This is a genomic window from Streptomyces griseus, assembly GCF_900460065.1.
Lineage (GTDB): Bacteria > Actinomycetota > Actinomycetes > Streptomycetales > Streptomycetaceae > Streptomyces > Streptomyces griseus.
Genome location: NZ_UAVD01000056.1, coordinates 307846 through 328500, shown reverse-complemented (window position 1 = coordinate 328500; position 20655 = coordinate 307846). Strand labels below are relative to the sequence as shown.

Sequence of the window (20655 nt, the reverse complement as noted above, 5' to 3'; positions counted from 1 at the left end):
CGGCGACGCCGTGCCGGGACGCGAATCGGATACCGCCTCGGCCGCCGGGCCGGGGACGGCTATGCTCGTGGAGTGATCTCCCAGGGGCCGTTAGCTCAATTGGTCAGAGCAGCGGACTTTTAATCCGTTGGTTGTGGGTTCGAGTCCCACACGGCCTACCGGTCACAGGGCGGGGAAGTCCCGTCCGCCCGACGCGAAACGCCCCGGACCGCCGCAGCGGTCCGGGGCGTTTCGCCGTCCACGGGTGTTCGTCGGCTTCCCGGCCCGAGGGCCTCGGGCGCGTCCGCCGGTCCGGTGGCGACGCCCCGGCCGCCGAGTAGGTGCTCAGGCGGGGACCGCCGCCGTCTCGGGTTCGATGGAGCGGCGCCTGACGAGCAGCACGATGATCAGGACGGCCTGGAGGACGATGATGAGGGCCATGCCCGGGGACGCCTGGGGCTCGTCGCCGACGAGGTTGGAGAACAGGCTGGTGTCCCACAGCCCGTGGACGAGCATCGGCAGCAGGATGACGCCGCCCACGCGGAGGCACAGGTAGAAGAAGTAGCCCGACGTGGAGACGATGAGGGCCTGGAGGACGGCCTGCGCTCCCGCCCCGATGGCGTTGCTCAGGTGTACGAGGCCGAAGACGAGCGAGGAGAAGAGGGCGACCTTTCCCTCGCTGAGCCCGGCGCGGCGGAAGACCTGCACGCCGATGCCCCGGAACATGAGCTCCTCGCCGACGCCGACGAACAGTCCCAGCAGGAGCAGGCAGGCCACCAGGGAGACGCTCTGGTCGCCGAGGTGGCCGTAGTTCAGGCCGAGCAGGGAGACGGCCAGCATGGAGGCCGGGACCCAGCGAACCCAGCGGCGAACGGGCACGCGGCAGCGCAGGACCTCGCCCCACCAGCCGAGCCAGGTCACGACGGTTGCGGCGAAGACGATCGACGCCCCGATCGGGATCAGCGCGTTGCGCACGAGGGACGCGGAGGTGGGGAACGCGCTGTCGGAGTGGCCGGTGTCCACGCCGGTCAGCAGCCCCAGGCCCTGGATGATGCCCGCGTACACGGCGACGATCACCAGGAACCACGGCCACGTCAGCCTTCGCCCCGGCCCGCCGTCCCGTATCGCGCCCGTTCCTTCCTGCACCACAGCACCCTCTTCTTCTCCGATGGCACGAGCACCGTCGACGCTCCGCCTGCCGCAGCCACTCCGGTCGGGCGCGGACTTTCGTAAAGATCTCATGCGGAACGGGGCAAAAGCCACGGGGTGTGCACGTGCGGAGCAGCCCCCGGACCCCGGCCCGGGAGGGGCTCCGCCGATATTGGTCAGAGGCGTGCCGGGAATGCCGTAGAGTTGTGTTCACCGACGCGGGGTGGAGCAGCTCGGTAGCTCGCTGGGCTCATAACCCAGAGGTCGCAGGTTCAAATCCTGTCCCCGCTACTGAAGGCCCGGGCCCGGCACGCACAGCGTGCCGGGCCCGAGTCGTTTCCGGGACCGCTTCCCAGGTCGTTCCGCGGACCGCTTCCGGACCGCTTCCCGAGGTGTTTCGCGGACCGCTTCCCGGGTCGTTCCCCGGGCCGCGATGTTCCGGCTTGACCTTGACGCAGCGTAAAGATCTAGCGTTTCCGGCATGGAGTGGTCCATTCAGGAAATCGCCAGACGGGCCGGCACCACGAGCCGCACGCTCCGGCACTACGGAGACCTCGGCCTCCTCGTGCCGAGCCGGATCGGGCGCAACGGCTACCGCTACTACGACCAGGACGCCCTCGTCCGGCTCCAGCGCATCCTGCTGCTGCGGGAGCTCGGTCTCTCGCTGCCCGCCATCAAGGAGGTGCTCGCCGGGCAGCGGGACACGGCGGTGGCGCTGCGGGCGCACCTGCGGCTGCTCGAACAGGAGCAGGCGCGCATCGGACGGCAGATCGCCTCGGTGCGGACCACGCTCCACAAGACCCAGGAGGGGATGGAACTCATGGCCGATGAGGTGTTCGACGGCTTCGACCACACCGCCCACGAGCGGGAGGTCACCGAGCGCTGGGGCCGGGACGCGTACGAGGAGGGCGACCGCTGGTGGCGTTCGCTCGGGGACGGGGAGAAGAAGGCGTTCCAGGACGAGCACGAGGCCATCGCGCGCGACTGGGGGCGGGCCGCGGAGGCCGGGCTCGCCGCCGACGGGCCGAAGGCGCAGGAGCTCGCGCGGCGGCACTGCGCCTGGCTGTCCTCGGCCAAGGAGCCCAGCCGGTCGTACGTGATCGGGCTCGGCGAGATGTATGTCGCCGACCCGCGCTTCGGAAAGAACTACGATCGCTACGGGGACGGCACCGCCGCCTTCGTACGGGACGCACTGACGGTATACGCGCAGCACCGGCTCTCCGACTGACCACGGAAGGCCGGGCCGCCGTCCGCCTTCCCCCTATTCGGCCGATGCGGAGCAGCCGCTCGGCGCGGCTCCGGGAAGCCTGGGCGGGGCGGGGTACCGTCCGCAGCCGTGGGTGGACCGGGCAGGAGTGCACAGGTGGGGATGGCCGACGAGCGACGCAGCGGCACGGCGGGGGGATTCGACGCCGTGGGCCGGGTGGTGTTCGGGTCCCGGGAGGGCCAGCTGACGTCCGACGGGCGGCGCACCGGGCGGTTCGTGCGGATGCTGCCCGCCCTCCTGATCATCGGCGGGCTGGTGTTCGACTCGCTGGCTCCGCCCAACTTCACCGCGGTGCCCCTGTTCGTCGCGGCCCCGCTGGTCGCCGCGCCGTTCTTCTCGAAGTCCCGGACCGTCCGTACGGGAATCGCCGCGGTCCTCTCCGTCATCGCGATGCGGCTCTCCGACGGGACGTCCACCCAGGTGGTCCCGGTCATCGAGATGATCACCGTCCTCACGGGCTCGGTGCTGGCCCTCGTGATCAACGGCGTCGTGCGGCGGGGCAACGAGCAGCTGGCCTCGGCCCGCGCTGTTGCGGAGACCGCCATGCGGGCCGTGCTGCCGACCCCGGCCGAGCGGATCGGCGGGCTCCAGGTGGCCGCGCGGTACGAGGCGGCGCAGGCGGACGAGTTCGTGGGCGGTGACCTGTACGCCGTCGCGGACACGCCGTACGGCGTGCGCGTGGTCGTCGGCGACGTGCGCGGCAAGGGGCTGGACGCCGTCGAGGCGGTGGCGGTGATCATCGGGGCGTTCCGGGAGGCGGCCGAGCAGGAGCGTTCGCTGGAGGGTGTCGCGCAGCGGCTGGAGCGGGCGCTGGCCCGGGAGGGGACGCGGCGGTACGGGCTGGACGCCATGGAGGGGTTCATCACCGCCGTGCTGGCCGAGATCCCGCCCGGTTCGGCCTCGTTGCGGCTCGTCAACCGCGGTCACCCCGAGCCGATCCTGCTGCACGCCGACGGCGCCCTGGAGGTGCTGGCGCCCTCGGTGCCCGCCATGCCGCTGGGGATGGATCTGGGGGTGTGGCCGGACCGGGCCGACGAGTGGGCGATGCCCGCCGGGGCGACGCTCCTCGCCTTCACGGACGGCCTGTCCGAGGCCCGGGACCCGAGCGGGGTCTTCTACGATCCGGCGGCCCGGCTGCGCGGCCGGATCTTCCCGGGGCCGGAGGAGTTGCTGTCGGCGCTGACGGACGACGTACGGCTGCACACCGGCGGGCGGACCACGGACGACCTGGCGCTCATCGCGGTCGGCCGGCCGGCCGAGGGACAGCCCGTGCGCCGCACGACGGTGAAGATCGTGGGCCGGGGCGGCGACGCCGGGCGATGACGCCGGGCGACGACGGGAGTTGAACCCTTGGGGGTGACCCCGGGCGATGATCCCGGGCGATGACGGGGCAATGACACGGTGCGTAGTCGAAGCGCATCGCTCCGCATAACATTTGACACACCGTCAGAAAAAGGGGTGTGGTCGCGACGTGGTCAAGTCGCCCGATTCGGCCCGCTTGTGACCCGTACGTCCCCGCCCTGTTCGTTAATGATCAACAGGAACAGCTTGGAATCGGGCCCGTCTGTCTATTAACGTTCGATAACGCAGCGCGGTCGCCCAGCCGTCGTCGGAGACGGCACCGCGCGCGAGCGCCGAATTCCGCAAGGGAACCGGGGAACCACCTACATGGGGTGAATCGGACGCCTGCGTCTCGTGAGAGACGGAGGGGCCCGTAGGAGACCTTCCTGCTCCGAACCCGTCAGCTAACCCGGTAGGCGAGAAGGAAGGAAAGGAGTGCGCCCACGTGGCGTCCAACAAGCCTGCCCCTGAGGCCGTGTCACCCTTCAGTGCCGACACCTACGGTGGCGCGGAGCGGTCCACGGGGGAGTGGAACCCCACCGCGGAGTCCATCCGCCCCGTGCGCGGCAAGCACCGCGTGGCCAAGCAGCGCGGTCTGGCCCGCAGCTCCACCGTCCTCGGAGTCGGTGTCATAGCGGCCGTCGGCGCCGGCGGTATGGCCACCGCCCAGGACAAGGCGCCGGTCTCCATCTCTCTTCCCGATTCCATCGTGGACAATCTCCCCGACGCCAAGTCCCTTCCCGGCGTCGGGTCTTTGATGTCCGACGAGGCCGAGGCCGCCCCGGTCGCCGCCGCCGCGCCGCTCACCACCGCCGGCCTCACCACCGCCGAGGCCGAGCAGGGCGCCGACGCCGGCGAGGCGCTGCGCGCCCGGATCCTCCAGCAGGCCGAGCAGCAGCAGGCCAGCGCCGACGCCGAGGCCAAGGCCGCCGCCGAGAAGGCAGCGGCCGAGACCGCGGCGGCCGAGGCCAAGAAGCAGCAGGACGAGGCCGAGGCCGAGGCCGCCGCGAAGAAGAAGGCCGCGGAGGAAGCGGCGAAGAAGAAGGCGGAGGCCGAGCGGCTCGCCAAGCTCGCCGCCAGCTTCTCCCTCCCCACCTCCTCGTACACGATCAGCTCGACCTACGGTCAGTCCGGCGCGATGTGGTCCTCCGGCCAGCACACCGGCCTCGACTTCGCCGGCTCCACCGGTGCGCCCCTCAAGGCCGTGCACAGCGGCACCATCACGTCGGCCGGCTGGTCCGGTTCCTACGGCTACCGCACCGTCCTCCAGCTGGATGACGGCACGGAGATCTGGTACGCGCACCAGTCCTCGATCGACGTCTCCGTCGGCCAGAAGGTCACCACCGGCCAGACCATCGGCCGCATGGGCGCCACCGGAAACGTGACCGGCACCCACCTCCACCTGGAGGTCCGCACCGCCGGCGGCAGCGCGATGGACCCGCTGGCCTGGCTGAACAGCAAGGGCCTGAACGTCTGACCTCCCGGCCCCGCGGCTGACGTCCTCCGTCGCCGCCCCGTTACCCCGGCAGCCCTGACGCACACCCCCCGACGTCAGGGCTGCCGGTCTGTCCGCGGCCGTACGGGCCCGGTCCCGGCGCGCGGCGGAATACCGGCCCCGCCCCGGCTCGTTGAACCTCCACATGACTTCTCCGCGCACTCTCGGCAGCTCCGACCTCCAGGTCTTCCCCCTCGCACTCGGCGGCAACGTCTTCGGCTGGACGGCGGACGAGGACCAGTCCTTCGCCGTCCTGGACGCGTACGCCGCGGCCGGCGGCAACTTCATCGACACCGCCGACGCGTACTCCGCCTGGGTGGAGGGCAACGAGGGCGGCGAGTCGGAGACCGTCATCGGCAAGTGGCTCGCCTCGCGCTCCAACCGGTCCGACATCGTCGTCGCCACCAAGGTCGGCGCCCACCCCGAGCACCGGGGCCTGTCCGCCGGCACCATCAAGGGAGCGGCCGAGGCGTCGCTGCGCCGTCTCGGCACCGACCACATCGACCTCTACTACACGCACTTCGACGACGAGACCGTCCCGGTCGAGGAGATCATCACCGCCCTCGACCAGCTGGTGAAGGACGGCAAGGTGCGGCACATCGCCGCCTCCAACATCAGCCCCGAGCGCCTGCGGGCCTCCCTCGACTTCTCCGAGCGCGAGGGCCTCGCCCGGTACGTCGCGCTCCAGCCGCACTACAACCTGGTCTCCCGCGACACCTACGAGGGCGGCCTCCGGGACACGGCGGCCCGCGCCGGTCTCGCCGCCGTCCCGTACTACGCGCTCGCCTCCGGCTTCCTCACCGGCAAGTACCGCCCCGGTGCGACTGTGGAGAGCGCCCGTTCCGCGACGGCGGGCGGCCATCTGGAGTCGGCGCGCGGCCGCGAGGTGCTGGCCGCCCTCGACCGGGTCGCCGGGGAGCGGGGCGCCGAGATCGCCACGGTCGCCCTCGCCTGGCTCGCCGCCCAGCCGACCGTCGCCGCCCCGATCGCCTCCGCCCGTACGGTCGAACAGCTCCCGGCCCTCGTCGCGGTCGCCGACCTGCGGCTGACCGAGGCCGAACTCGCCCTGCTCACCGAGGCGTCGGCCTGACCGAGGCGCACACCGAGGCCACTCGCCGACGCCGACGCCGATCCGGACTCCTCCGCCTGCGTCTACGCCCGCGTCGCCGCCGTGGTGGTGGCTGTGGCTAGGTCGGAGGTCGGCGGTGGCTGGGTGGTGCGCTGCTGCCGTACGGCGGGTGCGGTGGGTGGGCGGCGGGGCCGTGACCCGGTGCGTGTCCGGGCGGCCCGCCGTATCCCGGCGTGTGCCCGGGCGGCCCGCCGTATCCCGGCGTGTGCCCGTAGCCGTAGCCGTACGCGCTTCCGTGCGGCGCCGGTCGGGGGTGCCCGTGCTGTCCGTGGCGTCCGTGGCGCCCATGATGTCCGTGGTGGGCGCCCGGGCGGCCCGTCAGGTGGGCCGCGTGGGTGAGGGCCGGGGCCGCGAACTCCCGGCGTTGCCAGAGGTGGTGCAGCAACTCCCGCTCCCGCGCCCCGAAGTCGGGACCCACCGCGCCGTGGCGGGCCCGGCGGCGCAGCCCCGCGAGGGAGGTCGCGAACGACTCGTACTCCGCGACCGCGCGGGCCGCCGCCCGGCCCCGGGCCCGGTCCGGCTGCCAGTGGCGGGCCAGGTCCCGGGCCATGCCCCGGGCCCGCATCGAGGAGAGCGCCGTCGGTTCGGCGGGGGTGAGCCAGCCGGCCGCCGCGTAGGCGGGCAGCTCGGCCGCCAGCGTCCGCAGCTCCCGCTGGCGCGACCAGATCGCCAGCCAGGTCACCAGGCCGAAGGCCGGGACCATGACGATCCCGTACACCGCGTAGAAGCCGTACGGGCCGAAGGCCGACGAGCCGTTCCACAGGGCGTGCAGCCCCATCGCCAGCAGCAGCCCCAGCAGCGGCAGGGCGATCCTGCGGACCCGGTGGCGGCGGGCGCTGACGGCCGCGAAGCCGAAACCGAGTCCGGTGAGCACCGTGAACAAGGGGTGCGCGAACGGGGACATGACGATCCGCACGAAGAACGTCCCCGCCGTCACCGAGGCGAACCCGGTGCTGCCGAGCTGCTGGTCCTCGCCGAACGCGTTGCCCAGATAGAGGATGTTCTCGGTGAAGGCGAAGCCCGTCGCGGTGAAGCCGGCGACGACGACGCCGTCCACCACCCCGCTGAACTCCCGTCTGCGGAACAGGAAGATCAACAGGACCGCCGCCGCCTTCGCGCTCTCCTCGACGACGGGGGCGATCACGGTCGCCCCCAGGGTGTCGGCGCTCGCCGGGTCGGCCGTGGCGGTGGCTATCCAGCGCGTCGCGAAGGAGTTGGCGATGATCGCGACGAGCGCGGCGGCGCAGGCGCCCCAGGCGAAGGAGAAGATCAGATTCCGCCAGGGGCCCGGCTCGACCCGGTCCAGCCAGCGGAAGGCGGCCATCAGCAGCGGCACCGGGAGCACCGCCAGGCCGAGGCCGACGAGGAACCCCTCGGGGCCGGTCTGCTCGCGGACGAGGGCGAGGATCACCAGCCAGCACAGCGCGAGCACCACGATCACGGCCCCGGCGCGGAACACCTTGCTGCGCCACACCATGCCGACGCGGTGCGGTCGGTAGCGCCCCCGGCCGCGCTCCGGCGCGGCGCCCAGGACCTCGTCGACCCGCTGCTCATGGAGGACCGGGACGGCGGGGCGCGCCTGCTGATGCTGCACGGAGGGGTCGGACACCTCTCGACCCTAACGAGGAGCACCGACACCCGGCGACGGCGCATCAGGCCAGGACGTGGCGCATCGGTCCGGGACACGGCGCATCGGGCCAGGACGCGGTGCATCGGGGTCAGGACATGGCCGTGGGGCCGTTGCCCACGGTGTGTCAGACGCGGGCGAACAGCAGGTCGTGGACGACGTGGCCCTTGTCCAGGCCCTGTCCCTCGAAGCGGGTGAGCGGCCGGAACGCGGGGCGCGGGGCGTATCCGCCGTCGGCCGCGGTGTTCGCGAAGCGGGGGTGCGCGGTGAGCACCTCCAGCATCTGCTCGGCGTACGGCTCCCAGTCCGTGGCGCAGTGGACGATCGCGCCCGGCTTCAGCACCGGGGCCACCAGGTCCAGGAACTCGGGCTGGATCAGCCGCCGCTTGTGGTGCCGGGCCTTGGGCCAGGGGTCGGGGAAGTAGACCCGCAGTCCGTCGAGCGACTCGGGGGCCAGCATCTCGCGCAGCAGGATGACCGCGTCGCCGTTGGCCACCCGTACGTTGGTCGAGCCGGCCTTGTCCGCGAGGCCCAGCAGATTGCCCTGGCCGGGGGTGTGGACGTCGACCGCGAGGATGCCGGTGCCCGGATCGTCGGCCGCCATCTGCGCGGTGGCCTCGCCCATGCCGAAGCCGATCTCCAGGACCACGGGCAGCCCGTCGAACAGCTCGGCCAGGTCCAGGACGCGCTTGCCGTCGATGTCCAGGCCCCACTTCGGCCACAGCCGCTCCAGGGCCTCCTGCTGGCCGGTGGTGACCCGGCTGCGGCGCGGCTGGAAGCTGCGGATCCGGCGCTCGTGGTGCGAGCCGGCGGGGTCGGCGGCGGGGCCGCCGGGGAAGCGGGGCTCCATGCGCAGCCGGCGCGCGCGCTCGAACGAGGCGGCCCGCAGCGCGGCGGCCTCGTCGGCCGTGACGTCGGTCGCGGGGCCGGTCGGGGCGGCGGCGGGCGCGTCGGCCGCCGTGGAGCCGGCGGGCGCCGGGTCGCTCGCGGCGTCGGCGGGGGCGTCGGCGGAGGTGGGGTTCAAGGGCTGCTCAGACACAATGACCGGATTCTACGGCGGGCGGCTTCCACCCCGTCCCCTGAGCCCGGCGCAGCGCGAGCCGTGCCACCTCCCGGCCGATGGGCAGGCACGCCGTCGCGGCGGGCGACGGGGCGTTGAGCACATGCACGGTGTGCGGGGCCTCGCGGATCAGGAAGTCGTCGACCAGCGTGCCGTCCTTCAGCACCGCCTGGGCCCGGACCCCGGCGGGCGACGGGCGCAGGTCGTCCTCCGTGACGTCCGGCAGCAGCCGCTGGACGGCCCGGGTGAACGCGGACCGGGACAGCGAGCGGTGCACCTCGCCCGCCCCGTACCGCCAGTGGCGGCGGGCGATCTGCCAGGTGCCCGGCCAGCTCAGCGTGGACAGCAGTTCGGCGGGGCGGACCCGGGGCCAGGTGTATCCCTCGCGGGCCAGGGCGGGGACCGCGTTCGGTCCGACGTGGACGGAGCCGTCGAAGCCCCGGGTGAGGTGGACGCCGAGGAAGGGGAACGCCGGGTCGGGCACCGGATAGACCAGGCCGCGCACCAGCTCGGGGCGGGTCAGCGCGAAATACTCGCCGCGGAACGGCACGATCCGCACCCCCGGGTCGTCCCCGGCGAGGCGGGCCACCCGGTCGCTGTGGAGGCCCGCGCAGTTGACCAGCACCCTGGCCCGGACGACCGTGTCGTCCGCCGTGCGCACGGCGACGCCCCAGGGGCGCCGGTCCACCGAGGTGACCTCCGCGCCGTACCGCACGATGCCGCCGGCGGCGGTGACCTCGGCGGCGAAGCGGCCCGCGACGGCCGTGAAGTCGCAGACGCCCGTCGTGCCGACCCGGATCGCCGCGAGGCCCCGGACCTCCGGTTCGTACTCCGCGATCTGGGCGGGGCCCAGCTCCCGCACGGGCAGTCCGTGCTCGCGGCCGCGCTGCACCAGGCCGTGCAGCCGTGGCAGCTCGGAGCGCTCGGTGGCGACGATCAGCTTGCCGGTGGTGGCGTGGGCGATGGCGTGCTCGGCGCAGAAGTCCGCCAGCTCGGCGGAGCCGCGCAGGGCGTACCGGGCCTTGAGGGAACCGGGGCGGTAGTAGATGCCGCTGTGGATCACGCCGCTGTTGCGGCCGGTCTGGTGGCGGGCGGGGCCGTCCTCCTTCTCCAGGACCGTCACCCTGGTGCCCGGCGCGGACCGCTGCAGCGCGTACGCGGTCGACAGACCGACGATCCCGCCGCCGATCACCAGCACATCGCAGTCGTACGCCGCGTGCGTCATCATCACGCCACCTCCCACCCCGATAGTGCACTGACCCACTGACAACCGGCTCAAACCCCGGCGGGGCGGGGCTTCGCGCACACTTCGCCCCGGCGGTCCCCCGGGGCGGGCCCCGCCGGGCGGGACCGGGCGCCCGGATCCGCCGGTATCGGCCCGGTTCGGACCTGACGAGGCTGCGCGGTCCCGACGAGGCTGCTCGGCCCTGCCGGGCCCGGTCCGGCCCCGACAAGGCTGCTCGGCCCTGCCCCGTCCCTGCTCGGGCCCGCGGCGCCCGGCCCGGCCCTGACATGGCTGCCCGGCCCGGCCGACCGGGCCCGCTCAGCCCGGGGTGACCAGCAGCGGGCGGGCCCGCTCCCGCAGCTCCGCCACGCGGGGCTCGTCCCCGTACGGCTCCAGGCGGTGCAGCAGATCGCGCACGTACTCCGTGGTGCGGGCCGAGGAGATCCGGCCGGCGACCTCCACCGCCCGGGTGCCCGCCGCGCAGGCCGCGTCCAGATTGCCCGACTCCAGCTCGGCGACGGCGGAGACGACGAGCCGCAGTCCGTGGCTGCGGACGAACTCCTCGGTCGGCCGGGACAGCGCCTGCTCGGTGAAGCGCCGCACCTGGCGGGGGGCCTTCAGGTCCCGGTAGCACTCGGCGGCGTCGGCGGCGAACCGGTCGTAGCCGTAGAAGCCGAGCCAGGGCGGGTCGGAGTCGCCCGCCCGGGACCGCTCCAGCCAGCTCTCCGCGCCCTTGAGCGCGGCCCCCGCGGCCGGTGCGTCGCCCGCCTTCGCATGGGCGCGGGCCTCCACCAGCCGGAAGAAGCTCATGGTGCGGGCGGTGGCGAGGCCCCGGTTGCGCTCGACGGCGGCCTGGGCGAGGTCGACCCCCTCGTCGGCGAAGCCCCGGTAGGTTGCCTGGAGGGACATGGAGGCGAGGACATAGCCGCCGAGCGGGACGTCCGCGGCGGCCCGGGCCAGGCGCAGGGCCTGGATGTAGTAGCGCTGGGCTGCCTCCTGCTGGCCGGTGTCGAAGGCCATCCACCCGGCCAGCCGGGTCAGCTCGGCGGACGCGCCGAACAGGGCCCGCCCGACCTCGTCGGTGTACGAGCCGAGGAGCAGCGGCGCGGCGTCGACGCGTAAGCACTCGGGGACCATGGAGGAGCGCCAGTCGCCGCCGCCGTACTTGGAGTCCCAGCGCCGGGCGTCCTGCGCCGCCTCGCGCAGCTTCGACACATCGCTGTGCCCGACCCGCAGGGGTGAGGCGTCCGCCACGGCCTCCGGGCCGGGCTGGAGCGGGACGGAGCCCGCCGCGCCGGGGGTGGCGCCGCCGGGGTGGAGGAGGTGTGCGCCCCGGGCGTCCGGCGCGGCCCCCGGCCCACGGGCGCCGGCCCCGCCCGGGCTCCCCGATCCGCCGCCGCGTGCCCCGAGGATGGCTGCCTGCGCCGCCGTCGGGTCCCGGGCCACCGACGGATCGGCGGGGGTTATCAGCCAGCGCGAGGCGGGCGTGGCATAGGCGCTCACGGAGAACGATCCCGCCAGGGACTGCCAGATTCCGCCGCCGCCCCGCCGCCCGGCCAGATCCAGCCGGTACAGCTCGGTCGCCGAGCGGACCGCCTCGCCCACGTCCCGGGGGAAGGCGAGACCGACCTCCGGCGCCGGGTCCGCGTCGGCGAGGCCGATCTCGTGCAGCGGGACCGGCCGGCCGAGCTTGGCCCCGATCGCCGCCGCGATGAGATGCGGCGCCGCGCCCTGCGGCACCATCCCCTTGGCGACCCACCGGGCCACCGAGGTCTTGTCGTAGCGAAGTGTCAGACCGCGCTGTGCTCCGAGGTCGTTGACCCGCCGGGCGAGCCCGGCGTTACTGATTCCCGCGAGGGCGAGAACCGTGCCGAGCTTCTCGTTCGGCCCGCGTTGCTCCCTGGACATGCGCCACCCCTCGACACACAGACAGCCGCCGCGTCACCGGGGGCGGCGCGCGGCATTCGTACCGATGCCTCCCCAGGTTCGAACCTCTGTACTCCGCCTGCACACGCATATGGCCGAGCCCCGAGGAATATGCCCCCCTGTCGAGAACACCAGTAAACACAGCGTAGTTCTCCCTATCCCTACCGTTAAGGGGCAGACGTCCGGATGGCGGGATTGTTGTCCGTGCGGGGGGTCCGGGCCGCCCGGGCGGCGGCGCGCGGGCCGGGGTGCGGCGTGCTCCCGGCGTGTGGCCGTGCGCCCGGCCGTGCGCTCTGGCCCGGCGATTGCCGGAACGCTTGTCTGGGACCTGCGTGGGTCGGCCCGCTGCACTGGACTCAGTGGGCTGGGGGAAACCGCCGCTCCATTCCCCGCGGGCGGTGGACCGGTCCGGGAGGTGAGGCCCACCTCCCGGACTGTGCGTGGAAGATCCGCCAGGGGGGCGCGGCACGGTATGCGCGCAGGGTGGCGCTTCGAGAGAATGGCCGAATAGCGACGGTCCGGTGAGGGTCTGGCCAACGGTCCGACTATGGCCGGATATCGGCGCTGTTTCCGGGCGGCGCCGGCCCCTCCCCTTCCACGGGGGCGGGCCGGGGCGGCGCGGAGACCGGAGGGCCCCTCCCCCGCAACTCCCGGAACCGGCACTTCCGTTGCGTTCGCCGCCGTGAGGACCACGCCGGGCCTTTGCCAGGGGCGCATGCTGTTCCGCCGTGCGCTGCCCGTACACCCTCTCCTGCGGCATTGTCGTGGCAGCATGTCCCGCAGCGGCGTTTCGCTCGTCAAGTGCGCCGTTCTGTCCACAGCCTGTGGAGGCGGCGATGCGTTGGTTGGTGGGATGGAGCAGTATCGCCGCGAGCTTCGGCACCGTGGGTGCCGTCGGAAACGGCGGAGAGGGGCGCACGGTTCACCCCGTGGGCTCCCAACTCCTCTGGGGAGACCCGGATCCGCTGTGGGCGGTCGGCGACTGGCGGCCCGACGAGATCCGCGTCATCGGCGTCGCGACCCCTGAAGGGGCGCCCACCGCCCGCCTCGCGGTCCTCGGCTGCTGCGGAGCCACCGACGAACAGCTGCGCGTCGGCCTGCTCGCCGCACGCGGCGGTGCGATGCGCCATCTCACCGCCTGGCCCGGCAGCTACACCGCCGTCGTGCAGATCGGCCGCCGCATCACCGTCGCGGGCGACCTGGCCGGCGCCCGGCCCGTCTTCCACACCCCCTGGGCCAACGGCACCGCCTTCGCGACCGCCGCCCTGCCGCTCGCCGACCTGATCGAGGCCCAGCTCGACATCGGGCACCTCGCCGCCCTGCTCGCCTGCCCGGAGACCCCCGAGGCCCTCGGCGACGGCACGCCCTACGTGGGCGTGAAGCGGGTTCCGCCCGGCCACGCCCTCATCCTCCGCGAGGGCTCGCGGGAGATCACCGGGTACGAGGCCGTCGCCTCGCTCGCCGTCGCCGCACCCCAGGCCGACCCGGTGCACGCCGTCGAGGGCGTACGGGACGCGCTCGTCGAAGCCGTACGCGCCCGGCTCACCGCCCCGCGCCATGCGCCGGAAGGCCGGCCGCCGGACCCGGGGCCCGTCCCCGGCATGGGCCCCGCCGACCGGCGCGCGGCCCGGGGCGGCCCCGTGGCGGGGATCGGCGCCGACCTCTCCGGAGGCAGCGCCTCCGCCACCCTCGCCCTGCTCGCCTCCGGACTGCCCGGACTCCCCGGCACCCTCCTCGGCCACGGCACCGGCGCGGGCGAACGCCTCCTCGCCGTCACCTTCAACGACCTCACCACCCGCGGCGACGAGGACGAACTGGAGCGGGCCCGCGCCATCGCCGCCAACCCGCGCCTGCACCACGTGGTCGTCGCGGCGGGCGAAGAGGCCCTGCCGTACGCCGGGTTGGAGACCGTCACCCTGACCGACGAACCCGCCCCGTCGCTCGTCCTGGCCGACCGCCACCGCCGCCGGCTCTCCGCGGGCAGCGCCGACCACCTCGTCGGGACCGGGGCCCGGCAGGTCCTGGACGCGCACCCGGCCCGCCTCGCCGACCTCCTCATGGACCGGCAGAGACGGCACCTGCTGCGCCCCGTCGCCGCCCTCACCAAGGCCGAAGGACCCACGGCGCACTCCCTGTTCGTCCCGCTGACGCTCTACCGCGCCGCCCGCCGCCTGGCCCGTACGTCGTACCGCACCGGCCTGGAGTCCGCCGCCGGGCTCCTCCCCGACGCCAACCGTCACGCCCCCGACCTCGCCACCCCCGCCGACGCCTCGCTCGCGGCCCTCGCCTGGTCGCGCCCGGGACCCGCGGCGCGCTGGCTGACCGGGGAGGCCCTGGCCGAAGTATCGGTTCGTCTCCAGGACGCGGCGATCCGGCCCGCCTCCGTGCAGCGGCCCGGGGAGGCCCGGGCCCGCGCCGCCCTCGCCCGGGGGGCCGCCGACCACCGGATCCTGGAACAGGCGGCGGAGATCCGCAGCCAGCGGCTGCACGCTCCGTTCCTCGACAACCAGGTGGTCAGGGCCGCCCGCGCCCTGCCCGAGTCGCTGCGCGTCCAGCCCGGCGCGCGGGCCGCGATCCTGCGCCGGGTGCTCGGCGGGGCGGGCATCCACGACCTGCCGCCCGGTTGGGGCACCCCCTCCCAGGCCACCTCCACCGCCGTCGCCCGCACCGGCCTGCGCATCGCGCTGCCCGAGCTGATGGCCCTCTTCGACGCCCCGCTGCTGGCCGACGCCGGCCTGGTGGAGGCCCGGGTGGTCCGCAAGGCCCTGCGCGCCGCGTCCGAGGGCGAGCCGCTGCCCCTGGACGGCCTGGCCGACCTGGCCTCCACCGAACTGTGGCTGCGTCGCCTGGTCACCCGACGCGGCACCTGCTGGACGGGGACGGCCGCTCCGCGCCAGCGCGCGGTCGCGGGCGGAGTGATCCCCGCCCGGCGCACGCTCCAGCCCTGACCGGAACAGGCTCCGATTCTGGCCGAAAATCGACGCCGGTGAGCGGAGCCGGTGAGCGGAGCCGGGGAGTGACGCCGGCGAGCGGAGCCGACGAGTGGCGCCGGAGAGCGGAGCCGAAGAGCGGAACCGGATGCCGACGCCGGAGAGGGGCGCGGGGAAGCCCGACCGGGGCGTGCCCGCGGCTCAGCCGCAGCTGATCCGGGACTCCGCCCAGTCGGCCAGCGCCACCCCGCCCATCGGCCCCTCCGGCTCCACCACGAGCCGGATCGAGGACTGGCCCGCGATGCCCACGCTCACCGGGACGGCGGGATCGCCGCCCTTCATCACCGGGGAGCGCCACAGCCGGGCCCCGGCCCCGTCGAACACGGAGAAACGCACCGCGCCGAGCCCCATGGTCAGGTCGTCCACGCCGACCAGGGCCTCGTAGCGCGCGCACGGCCGGTTGAGCTGGATGGTGACCGAGGAGCGGGCGTGCACGGTCACCCCGTGCGCGTAACGGGTCGAGGCGATGGACACTTGGGAACGCTGCCAGATCCAACTGCTCTGCCCCATCACGACCTCGGGCTCGCTCTGGTCGCCGAACACCGAGTACGCCAACTCGCTGACCTGGTACACCTCCGGGGCGGGCGGGGGCGGTGTGGGCTTCGGCGGCTTCGGCGTCGGCTTCGGTGACGGCGGCGGGCTCGGCGCCGGGGGCGGTGCGGGCTTCGGCGGCGGCTCGGGGGAGGGCGTGGGGCTCGGCGTCGGCTTCGGGGCGGGCTCGGAGGGGGACGGCGCCGGGGGCGCGGGCGGCGCGGGCTTCGGCGGCGGCTCCGGAGCCGGCTTCGGGGACGGCGGGGGAGGCGGCGTGGGCACGGCGGGCGCCACGGCCGGGGGCTTCGCGACCGGCCCGGGCTCCGGCTTCGGCTGGTCGTCGCCGACGAGCGCCCACACCAGACCGGCCGCGGCGGCCACCACCACGGCGGCGGCGATCCCCGCCTTGGCGGGCGCGCCGAGCCCCTCGGAGGCCGCGGCGCCGCCGGCGGCCCCACCGGCGGAACCGGACCCGGTGGCCGCCGCCGCGGCTCCCGCCCCGGCGGCCCCGGCCGCGCCGCCGGCCACGACGCCCGCGGCCTTGAGGGAGTACCCCGCGGCGAACCATCCGATGACCGCGACGGGCAGCAGCGCCGGAATGCCCGCGTTCACATGGTCCAACTCGCCCGCTGCCATCCGGCACTTGGCGCACGCGTCGAGGTGCTTGCGCAGCCCGCGCTCGGCCCGGGTCCGCAGCCCGCCCCGGGCGTGGGCGCCGAGCCGGTCGGCGTACTGCGCGCAGTCCCCGCCGGTGGTGAGCGCCCGGCTGACGTGGGCCTGGAGGTAGGCCTGCTTGAGCCCTTCGCGGGCACGGCTCGCCAGGACGGCGGTGGCGTTGGCGGTGAGGCCGAACAGCGGGGCGATCTCGCTCGGTGACTCCTCCTCCACCGTGGTGTGCCACAGGACCGCCTGCCAGCGCTCCGGGAGGGACCGGAACGCCTGCATCGCCATCGTCTGCTCGGCCTCGTGCATCGCCAGGACGTCGGCGCCCAGTTCGAGGGTGCCGTCGTCGGAGACCTCCGCGGAACGGGAGGCCTGGGCGGCGAACACCGCGAAGTCGTCGACCAGTTGCTCCCGCTTGGCACTCCTCGTCCAGGCGGCGGCGACGTGGCGCACGGCGGTCATCAGGTAGGCGCGGACCGCTTCCGTCGGCCCCTTCCCGCCCCGTACGGCCTGGAGCGTGCGGGCGAACACCTCGGCCGTCAGGTCGTCGGCGGTGTGCGCGTCCCGGCAGCAACTGCGGGCGTAGCGCTGGACGGCGCCCGCATGTCGGCGGAACAGCTCCTCGTAGGCCCGGTCGTCGCCCGCCCGCATGTCCTCGATCAGCCGGGCGTCGGACAGACCAGCCTCGGGGGCTCCGCCGCGGCCCGCGCGCTGCTGCGGAACGGCGTGGGCGCCGGCCGCGCCGGAGGGGTCCTCCTCGGTGACGGCGGGCCACGGGCCGGGCAGTACGGTGCCGCCCTCGGCCGGCCGGGCCACCTCGTCCGCCTCGGCCGACGAGCCGCGCACGGCCTGGGTCGGCACCTGACCGCCGGACAGCCCGTCCGCTCCGGTCCCCCCGTCGCCTTCCGTGCCCCTGCCGGCTTTCGTGTCCTTGTCGGCCGCTGCGATCTCGCCGAGCGGCTCTTCCTGCTGCTGCTCGTTACCGCTCATCGCGGAAGCCCCCGTATACACCCTCGGACCCGAATACCGGCCAAGACTGCCACATGGCTCAATCGCGTTGGCCCCTCAGCCCCGGCAACCACTCATCCGGGGCGTTTTCTCGAATCCGAGTACTAGAGGCCCTGCTTTTGGGGAATCACCCTCCACTGACGCGTTCCCCGGAACGCTGTCGACGGCCGACCCCACCGACCGCGTCCCGGCCGACCGCATCCCCACCGACCGCATCCCACCGACCACGCGCTCGCCGCCCGTGCCGCACAGGTCCGCCCCGCCCTGGGGCGGGGCGGACGGACACCGTCACCGCGGTAGGACCGATGTTCGGGACGACCCGCGCTCGGGACGGACGAGCGATGGCCGGGAAGCGGGCGCGGGACCCGTGGGCCCCGCGGCCCCGGGGCTCACGCCGGGCGCGACCGCAGCCCCTCCAGCAGGATGTCCAGCAACCGGGCCGAGGCGGCGGCCTGCTGAGCCGCGTCCGGCAGCGAAGGTGCCGCCGTGGCGATGACCAGCAGCACATCGGCCACCGTCACGTCCCGACGCAGCTCGCCGGATTCCCGCGCCCGGTCGACCAGCCGTCCCACGACCTCCAACAGCTCGGTCGCGCCCGTGTCCTCACCGAGCCCGTCGAACCCGTCGGACCCCCCGGAGCGCCGGCCGGCGACGCGCGAGTCGTCCGGGCCCACCCCCTGCCGCTGCTGCGGAACGCGGGTCTCGTCCACCACTCCCGGGACCGGCATTGCCCCGGAGGCCGCCGGCACACCCGGCTCCTCCCCGTCGACCCCGACCCGCAGCACGTGCGGCGGCAGCAGCCTGCCCGCGCCCGACGCCACGGACGTACGCAGAAAGCGGGAGAGCGCCGACCAGGGCTTCTCCTCCTGCCCCAGCGCCGTACGCGCCTGTTCCGTCAGCCGGGAGGTCTCCTCCTCGGCTATCCGGCGCACCAGCACGTCCTTGCTCGGGAACCGCCGGTAGACGGTGCCCACGCCGACGCGCGCGCGACGCGCCACGTCCTCCATCGGAGCGCCGTAACCCAGCTCCCCGAACACCTCGCGAGCCGCCCGCAGCACATGCTCCAGATTCCGCTGCGCGTCGACGCGCAACGGGGCCGAGCGCGGCGCGCCGACGGCCCCCGCCGCTCCTGTCGTCGCCGTTCCCGACGTCGTCGCCCCGCTCGGGGCGTGTCCGGCAACGGCCGAACCCATCGCCGCGGCGCTCACCGCCGCCGCGGAACGCACGGCGTCCGCCGAGCTCATGACGCCGAGCGCACCCACGGAGCCGAGGCGTCCTTGGTCCTCGGACGCGCGCGAGAGCGCAGCCTGGCCATGCTTATCCTGAATATGCATAACTTCCCCCGGTTATGACGTCTCCCCCCGGAGACTTCCCGCCGTTTCAGCCGGGGAGCGGAGCACAACGAAATCCGCACCCGACACCCCGACGGGTTACGAACATAGTTGAGCCCGCGTCAATTCAGAAGGGGGTAGTTCCGCATGGGGCGCCCCCCGGTCGGACCACGATCCGATCCGCACCGGGACATCGTCCCGCCACTTGCCCCGCGCGCACTGCCTGACCTGCGCGGCTGTCACTCCTCACCGTCCGCCCGCCCCGAGTGACGCCGGAGAACCTCCGGTCACACAATTTGCCGGGCCTGTGGACAAACCACTGACTCCGTTGCGTCATGGGGTGGTGATGGCTCCAGATTCCCGGGGGACGACCCCCGGCACCCGGCCAGGTGTGCGCATTCTCGTCGTCGGCGGAGGCTACGTCGGGATGTACACAGCGCTGCGTCTCCAACGGAAGTTGAAGGAGAGACTGAGGAGCGGCGACGCCGAGATCGTGGTCGTCACGCCCGAGCCGTACATGACGTACCAGCCCTTCCTCCCCGAAGCGGCGGCCGGCTCGATCTCCCCGCGCCACGTGGTCGTGCCGCTGCGCCGCGTCCTGCACGCCTGCACCATCGTCATCGGCGAGGCCCAGCGCGTCGACCACGCCAAACGGACGGCGACCGTCACCACCCTCGCCACCGCCGAGGACGGCACCGGGGCGCTGGAGATCGCCTACGACGAGGTCGTCATCGCCCCCGGGTCCGTCTCGCGAACCCTGCCCGTCCCCGGCCTGGCCGAATTCGGCATCGGTTTCAAGACCGTCGAGGAGGCCATCGGGCTGCGCAACCACGTCATCGAACAGATGGACATCGCCTCCGCGACCCGCGACCCCGCGATCCGCGACGCCGCTCTGACCTTCGTCTTCGTCGGCGGCGGCTACGCGGGCGTGGAGGCGCTGGCCGAACTGGAGGACATGGCCCGCTACACGGCGCGGTACTACCACAACATCAAGCCGGCCGACCTGAAATGGATCCTGGTCGAGGCCTCCGGGCGCATCCTCCCCGAGGTCGGCGAGGCCATGGGCACGTACGCCGTCGGGGAACTGCGCGGCCGGAACATCGACGTACGCCTCGAAACCCGCCTCGACACCTGCGAGGACCGCGTCGCCGTCCTCAGCGACGGGTCCCGCTTCCCCACCCGCACCCTCGTGTGGACCGCGGGGGTCAAACCGGCGCCGCTGCTGGCCGCCACCGACCTGCCCCTCACCGACCGCGGCCGGCTCCGCTGCACCGCCACCCTCGGCGTCCAGGACATGCCGCACGCCTGGGCGGCCGGCGACGCCGCGGCCGTACCCGACCTGACCGCACCCGAACCGGGGCGCGAGACCGCCCCCAACGCCCAGCACGCGGTGCGCCAGGCGAAGGTCCTCGCCGACAACGTCCTCGCCTCGATCGACGGCAGGCCGCTCACGGAGTACCGGCACGCGTACGCCGGATCGGTCGCCTCCCTCGGCCTGCACAAGGGCGTCGCCCACGTCTACGGCCGCAAGCTCAAGGGCTACCCCGCCTGGCTGATGCACCGCGCGTACCACCTCAGCCGGGTCCCGACGTTCAACCGGAAGGCGCGCGTCCTTGCCGAATGGACCCTGTCCGGACTCTTCAAACGCGAGATCGTCTCCCTCGGTTCGCTGGAACACCCCCGCGCCGAGTTCGAGCTCGCGGCGGGCGGTGGCTCCGGCGCCCCGGGGCTCCCGGGCCCCGGCCGCCCGAAGGGGCCCGGAGAACCGCCGGACGACCGCCCGACGGACGACCACCGGACGGACCGCTGACGGGGAACCGCCAGGACCACCACCGGCAGAACAGCGGTCAGGACCACCACCGGCGGGACCGGCGGTCAGGACCGCGGCAGGGGCGGACGGCAGGCCGGCCCGCGCACGGCCCCGCCGGGGCAGC

13 protein-coding genes, 2 tRNA genes and 1 riboswitch are annotated in these 20655 nt (G+C 74.1%); of the genes, 8 read left to right on the top strand and 7 right to left on the bottom strand.

Annotated elements, in window-relative coordinates; genetic code table 11:
* Nucleotides 1-84 precede the first annotated feature (84 nt).
* A tRNA-Lys gene (locus DTB53_RS35125) sits at nt 85-158 on the top strand.
* A gap of 166 nt (nt 159-324) precedes the next feature.
* On the opposite strand, the gene DTB53_RS35120 is transcribed toward DTB53_RS35125, so the two are convergent.
* Nucleotides 325-1128, bottom strand: coding sequence for a CPBP family intramembrane glutamic endopeptidase (locus DTB53_RS35120; protein ID WP_003968060.1), 804 nt, complete (start codon nt 1126-1128; stop codon nt 325-327).
* Nucleotides 1129-1345: 217 nt separating this feature from the next.
* Between DTB53_RS35120 and DTB53_RS35115 the strand changes: the two genes are divergently transcribed.
* The 5 genes from DTB53_RS35115 to DTB53_RS35095 all read left to right on the top strand — a co-directional run bounded on the left by DTB53_RS35115 (nt 1346) and on the right by DTB53_RS35095 (nt 6321).
* A tRNA-Met gene (locus tag DTB53_RS35115) sits at nt 1346-1419 on the top strand.
* A gap of 190 nt (nt 1420-1609) precedes the next feature.
* Nucleotides 1610-2356, top strand: a complete 747-nt coding sequence (locus DTB53_RS35110) for a MerR family transcriptional regulator (protein ID WP_003968061.1) — start codon at nt 1610-1612, stop codon at nt 2354-2356.
* Nucleotides 2357-2497: 141 nt separating this feature from the next.
* Nucleotides 2498-3718, top strand: a complete 1221-nt coding sequence (locus tag DTB53_RS35105) for a PP2C family protein-serine/threonine phosphatase (protein WP_012380221.1) — start codon at nt 2498-2500, stop codon at nt 3716-3718.
* Nucleotides 3719-4017: 299 nt separating this feature from the next.
* A riboswitch (cyclic di-AMP (ydaO/yuaA leader) is annotated at nt 4018-4170 on the top strand.
* 11 nt (nt 4171-4181) lie between these two features.
* Complete coding sequence (locus tag DTB53_RS35100) at nt 4182-5213, top strand: M23 family metallopeptidase (RefSeq protein WP_012380222.1); 1032 nt, start codon at nt 4182-4184, stop codon at nt 5211-5213.
* A gap of 163 nt (nt 5214-5376) precedes the next feature.
* Nucleotides 5377-6321: an aldo/keto reductase gene (locus DTB53_RS35095; RefSeq protein ID WP_012380223.1), complete on the top strand. Its 945-nt coding sequence runs from the start codon at nt 5377-5379 to the stop codon at nt 6319-6321.
* A gap of 97 nt (nt 6322-6418) precedes the next feature.
* On the opposite strand, the gene DTB53_RS35090 is transcribed toward DTB53_RS35095, so the two are convergent.
* The 4 genes from DTB53_RS35090 to DTB53_RS35075 form a co-directional block, all read right to left on the bottom strand.
* A complete protein-coding gene (locus tag DTB53_RS35090; protein WP_012380224.1) occupies nt 6419-7969 on the bottom strand; it encodes a PrsW family intramembrane metalloprotease in 1551 nt (516 codons plus the stop codon).
* Nucleotides 7970-8114: 145 nt separating this feature from the next.
* Nucleotides 8115-9026 (bottom strand): tRNA (guanosine(46)-N7)-methyltransferase TrmB, encoded by a 912-nt coding sequence (gene trmB / locus DTB53_RS35085; RefSeq protein ID WP_012380225.1) that lies wholly within the window; start codon nt 9024-9026, stop codon nt 8115-8117.
* Entirely contained in the window at nt 9019-10275 is a 1257-nt protein-coding gene (gene lhgD / locus DTB53_RS35080; RefSeq protein ID WP_003968067.1) for an L-2-hydroxyglutarate dehydrogenase, read from the bottom strand. The genes trmB and lhgD overlap by 8 nt, the downstream gene beginning before the upstream one ends.
* Nucleotides 10276-10590: 315 nt before the next feature.
* On the bottom strand, nt 10591-12180 hold the full coding sequence (locus DTB53_RS35075) for an NsdA family TPR-like regulatory protein (protein ID WP_012380227.1): 1590 nt from the start codon (nt 12178-12180) through the stop codon (nt 10591-10593).
* A gap of 854 nt (nt 12181-13034) precedes the next feature.
* On the opposite strand from DTB53_RS35075, the gene DTB53_RS35070 reads away from it, so the two are divergent.
* Nucleotides 13035-15146: an asparagine synthase-related protein gene (locus DTB53_RS35070; RefSeq protein WP_003968069.1), complete on the top strand. Its 2112-nt coding sequence runs from the start codon at nt 13035-13037 to the stop codon at nt 15144-15146.
* A gap of 183 nt (nt 15147-15329) precedes the next feature.
* On the opposite strand, the gene DTB53_RS35065 is transcribed toward DTB53_RS35070, so the two are convergent.
* Both DTB53_RS35065 and DTB53_RS35060 read right to left on the bottom strand, forming a co-directional pair.
* Nucleotides 15330-17372, bottom strand: a complete 2043-nt coding sequence (locus tag DTB53_RS35065) for a sigma-70 family RNA polymerase sigma factor (RefSeq protein ID WP_012380228.1) — start codon at nt 17370-17372, stop codon at nt 15330-15332.
* A gap of 407 nt (nt 17373-17779) precedes the next feature.
* The gene (locus DTB53_RS35060) at nt 17780-18634 is read right to left on the bottom strand and encodes a TetR/AcrR family transcriptional regulator (protein WP_237528410.1); all 855 of its coding nucleotides are present in this window, start codon (nt 18632-18634) and stop codon (nt 17780-17782) included.
* A 514-nt stretch (nt 18635-19148) separates the two neighbouring features.
* Here DTB53_RS35060 and DTB53_RS35055 point away from each other — a divergent pair.
* A complete protein-coding gene (locus DTB53_RS35055; RefSeq protein ID WP_012380230.1) occupies nt 19149-20531 on the top strand; it encodes an NAD(P)/FAD-dependent oxidoreductase in 1383 nt (460 codons plus the stop codon).
* Nucleotides 20532-20655 lie beyond the last annotated feature (124 nt).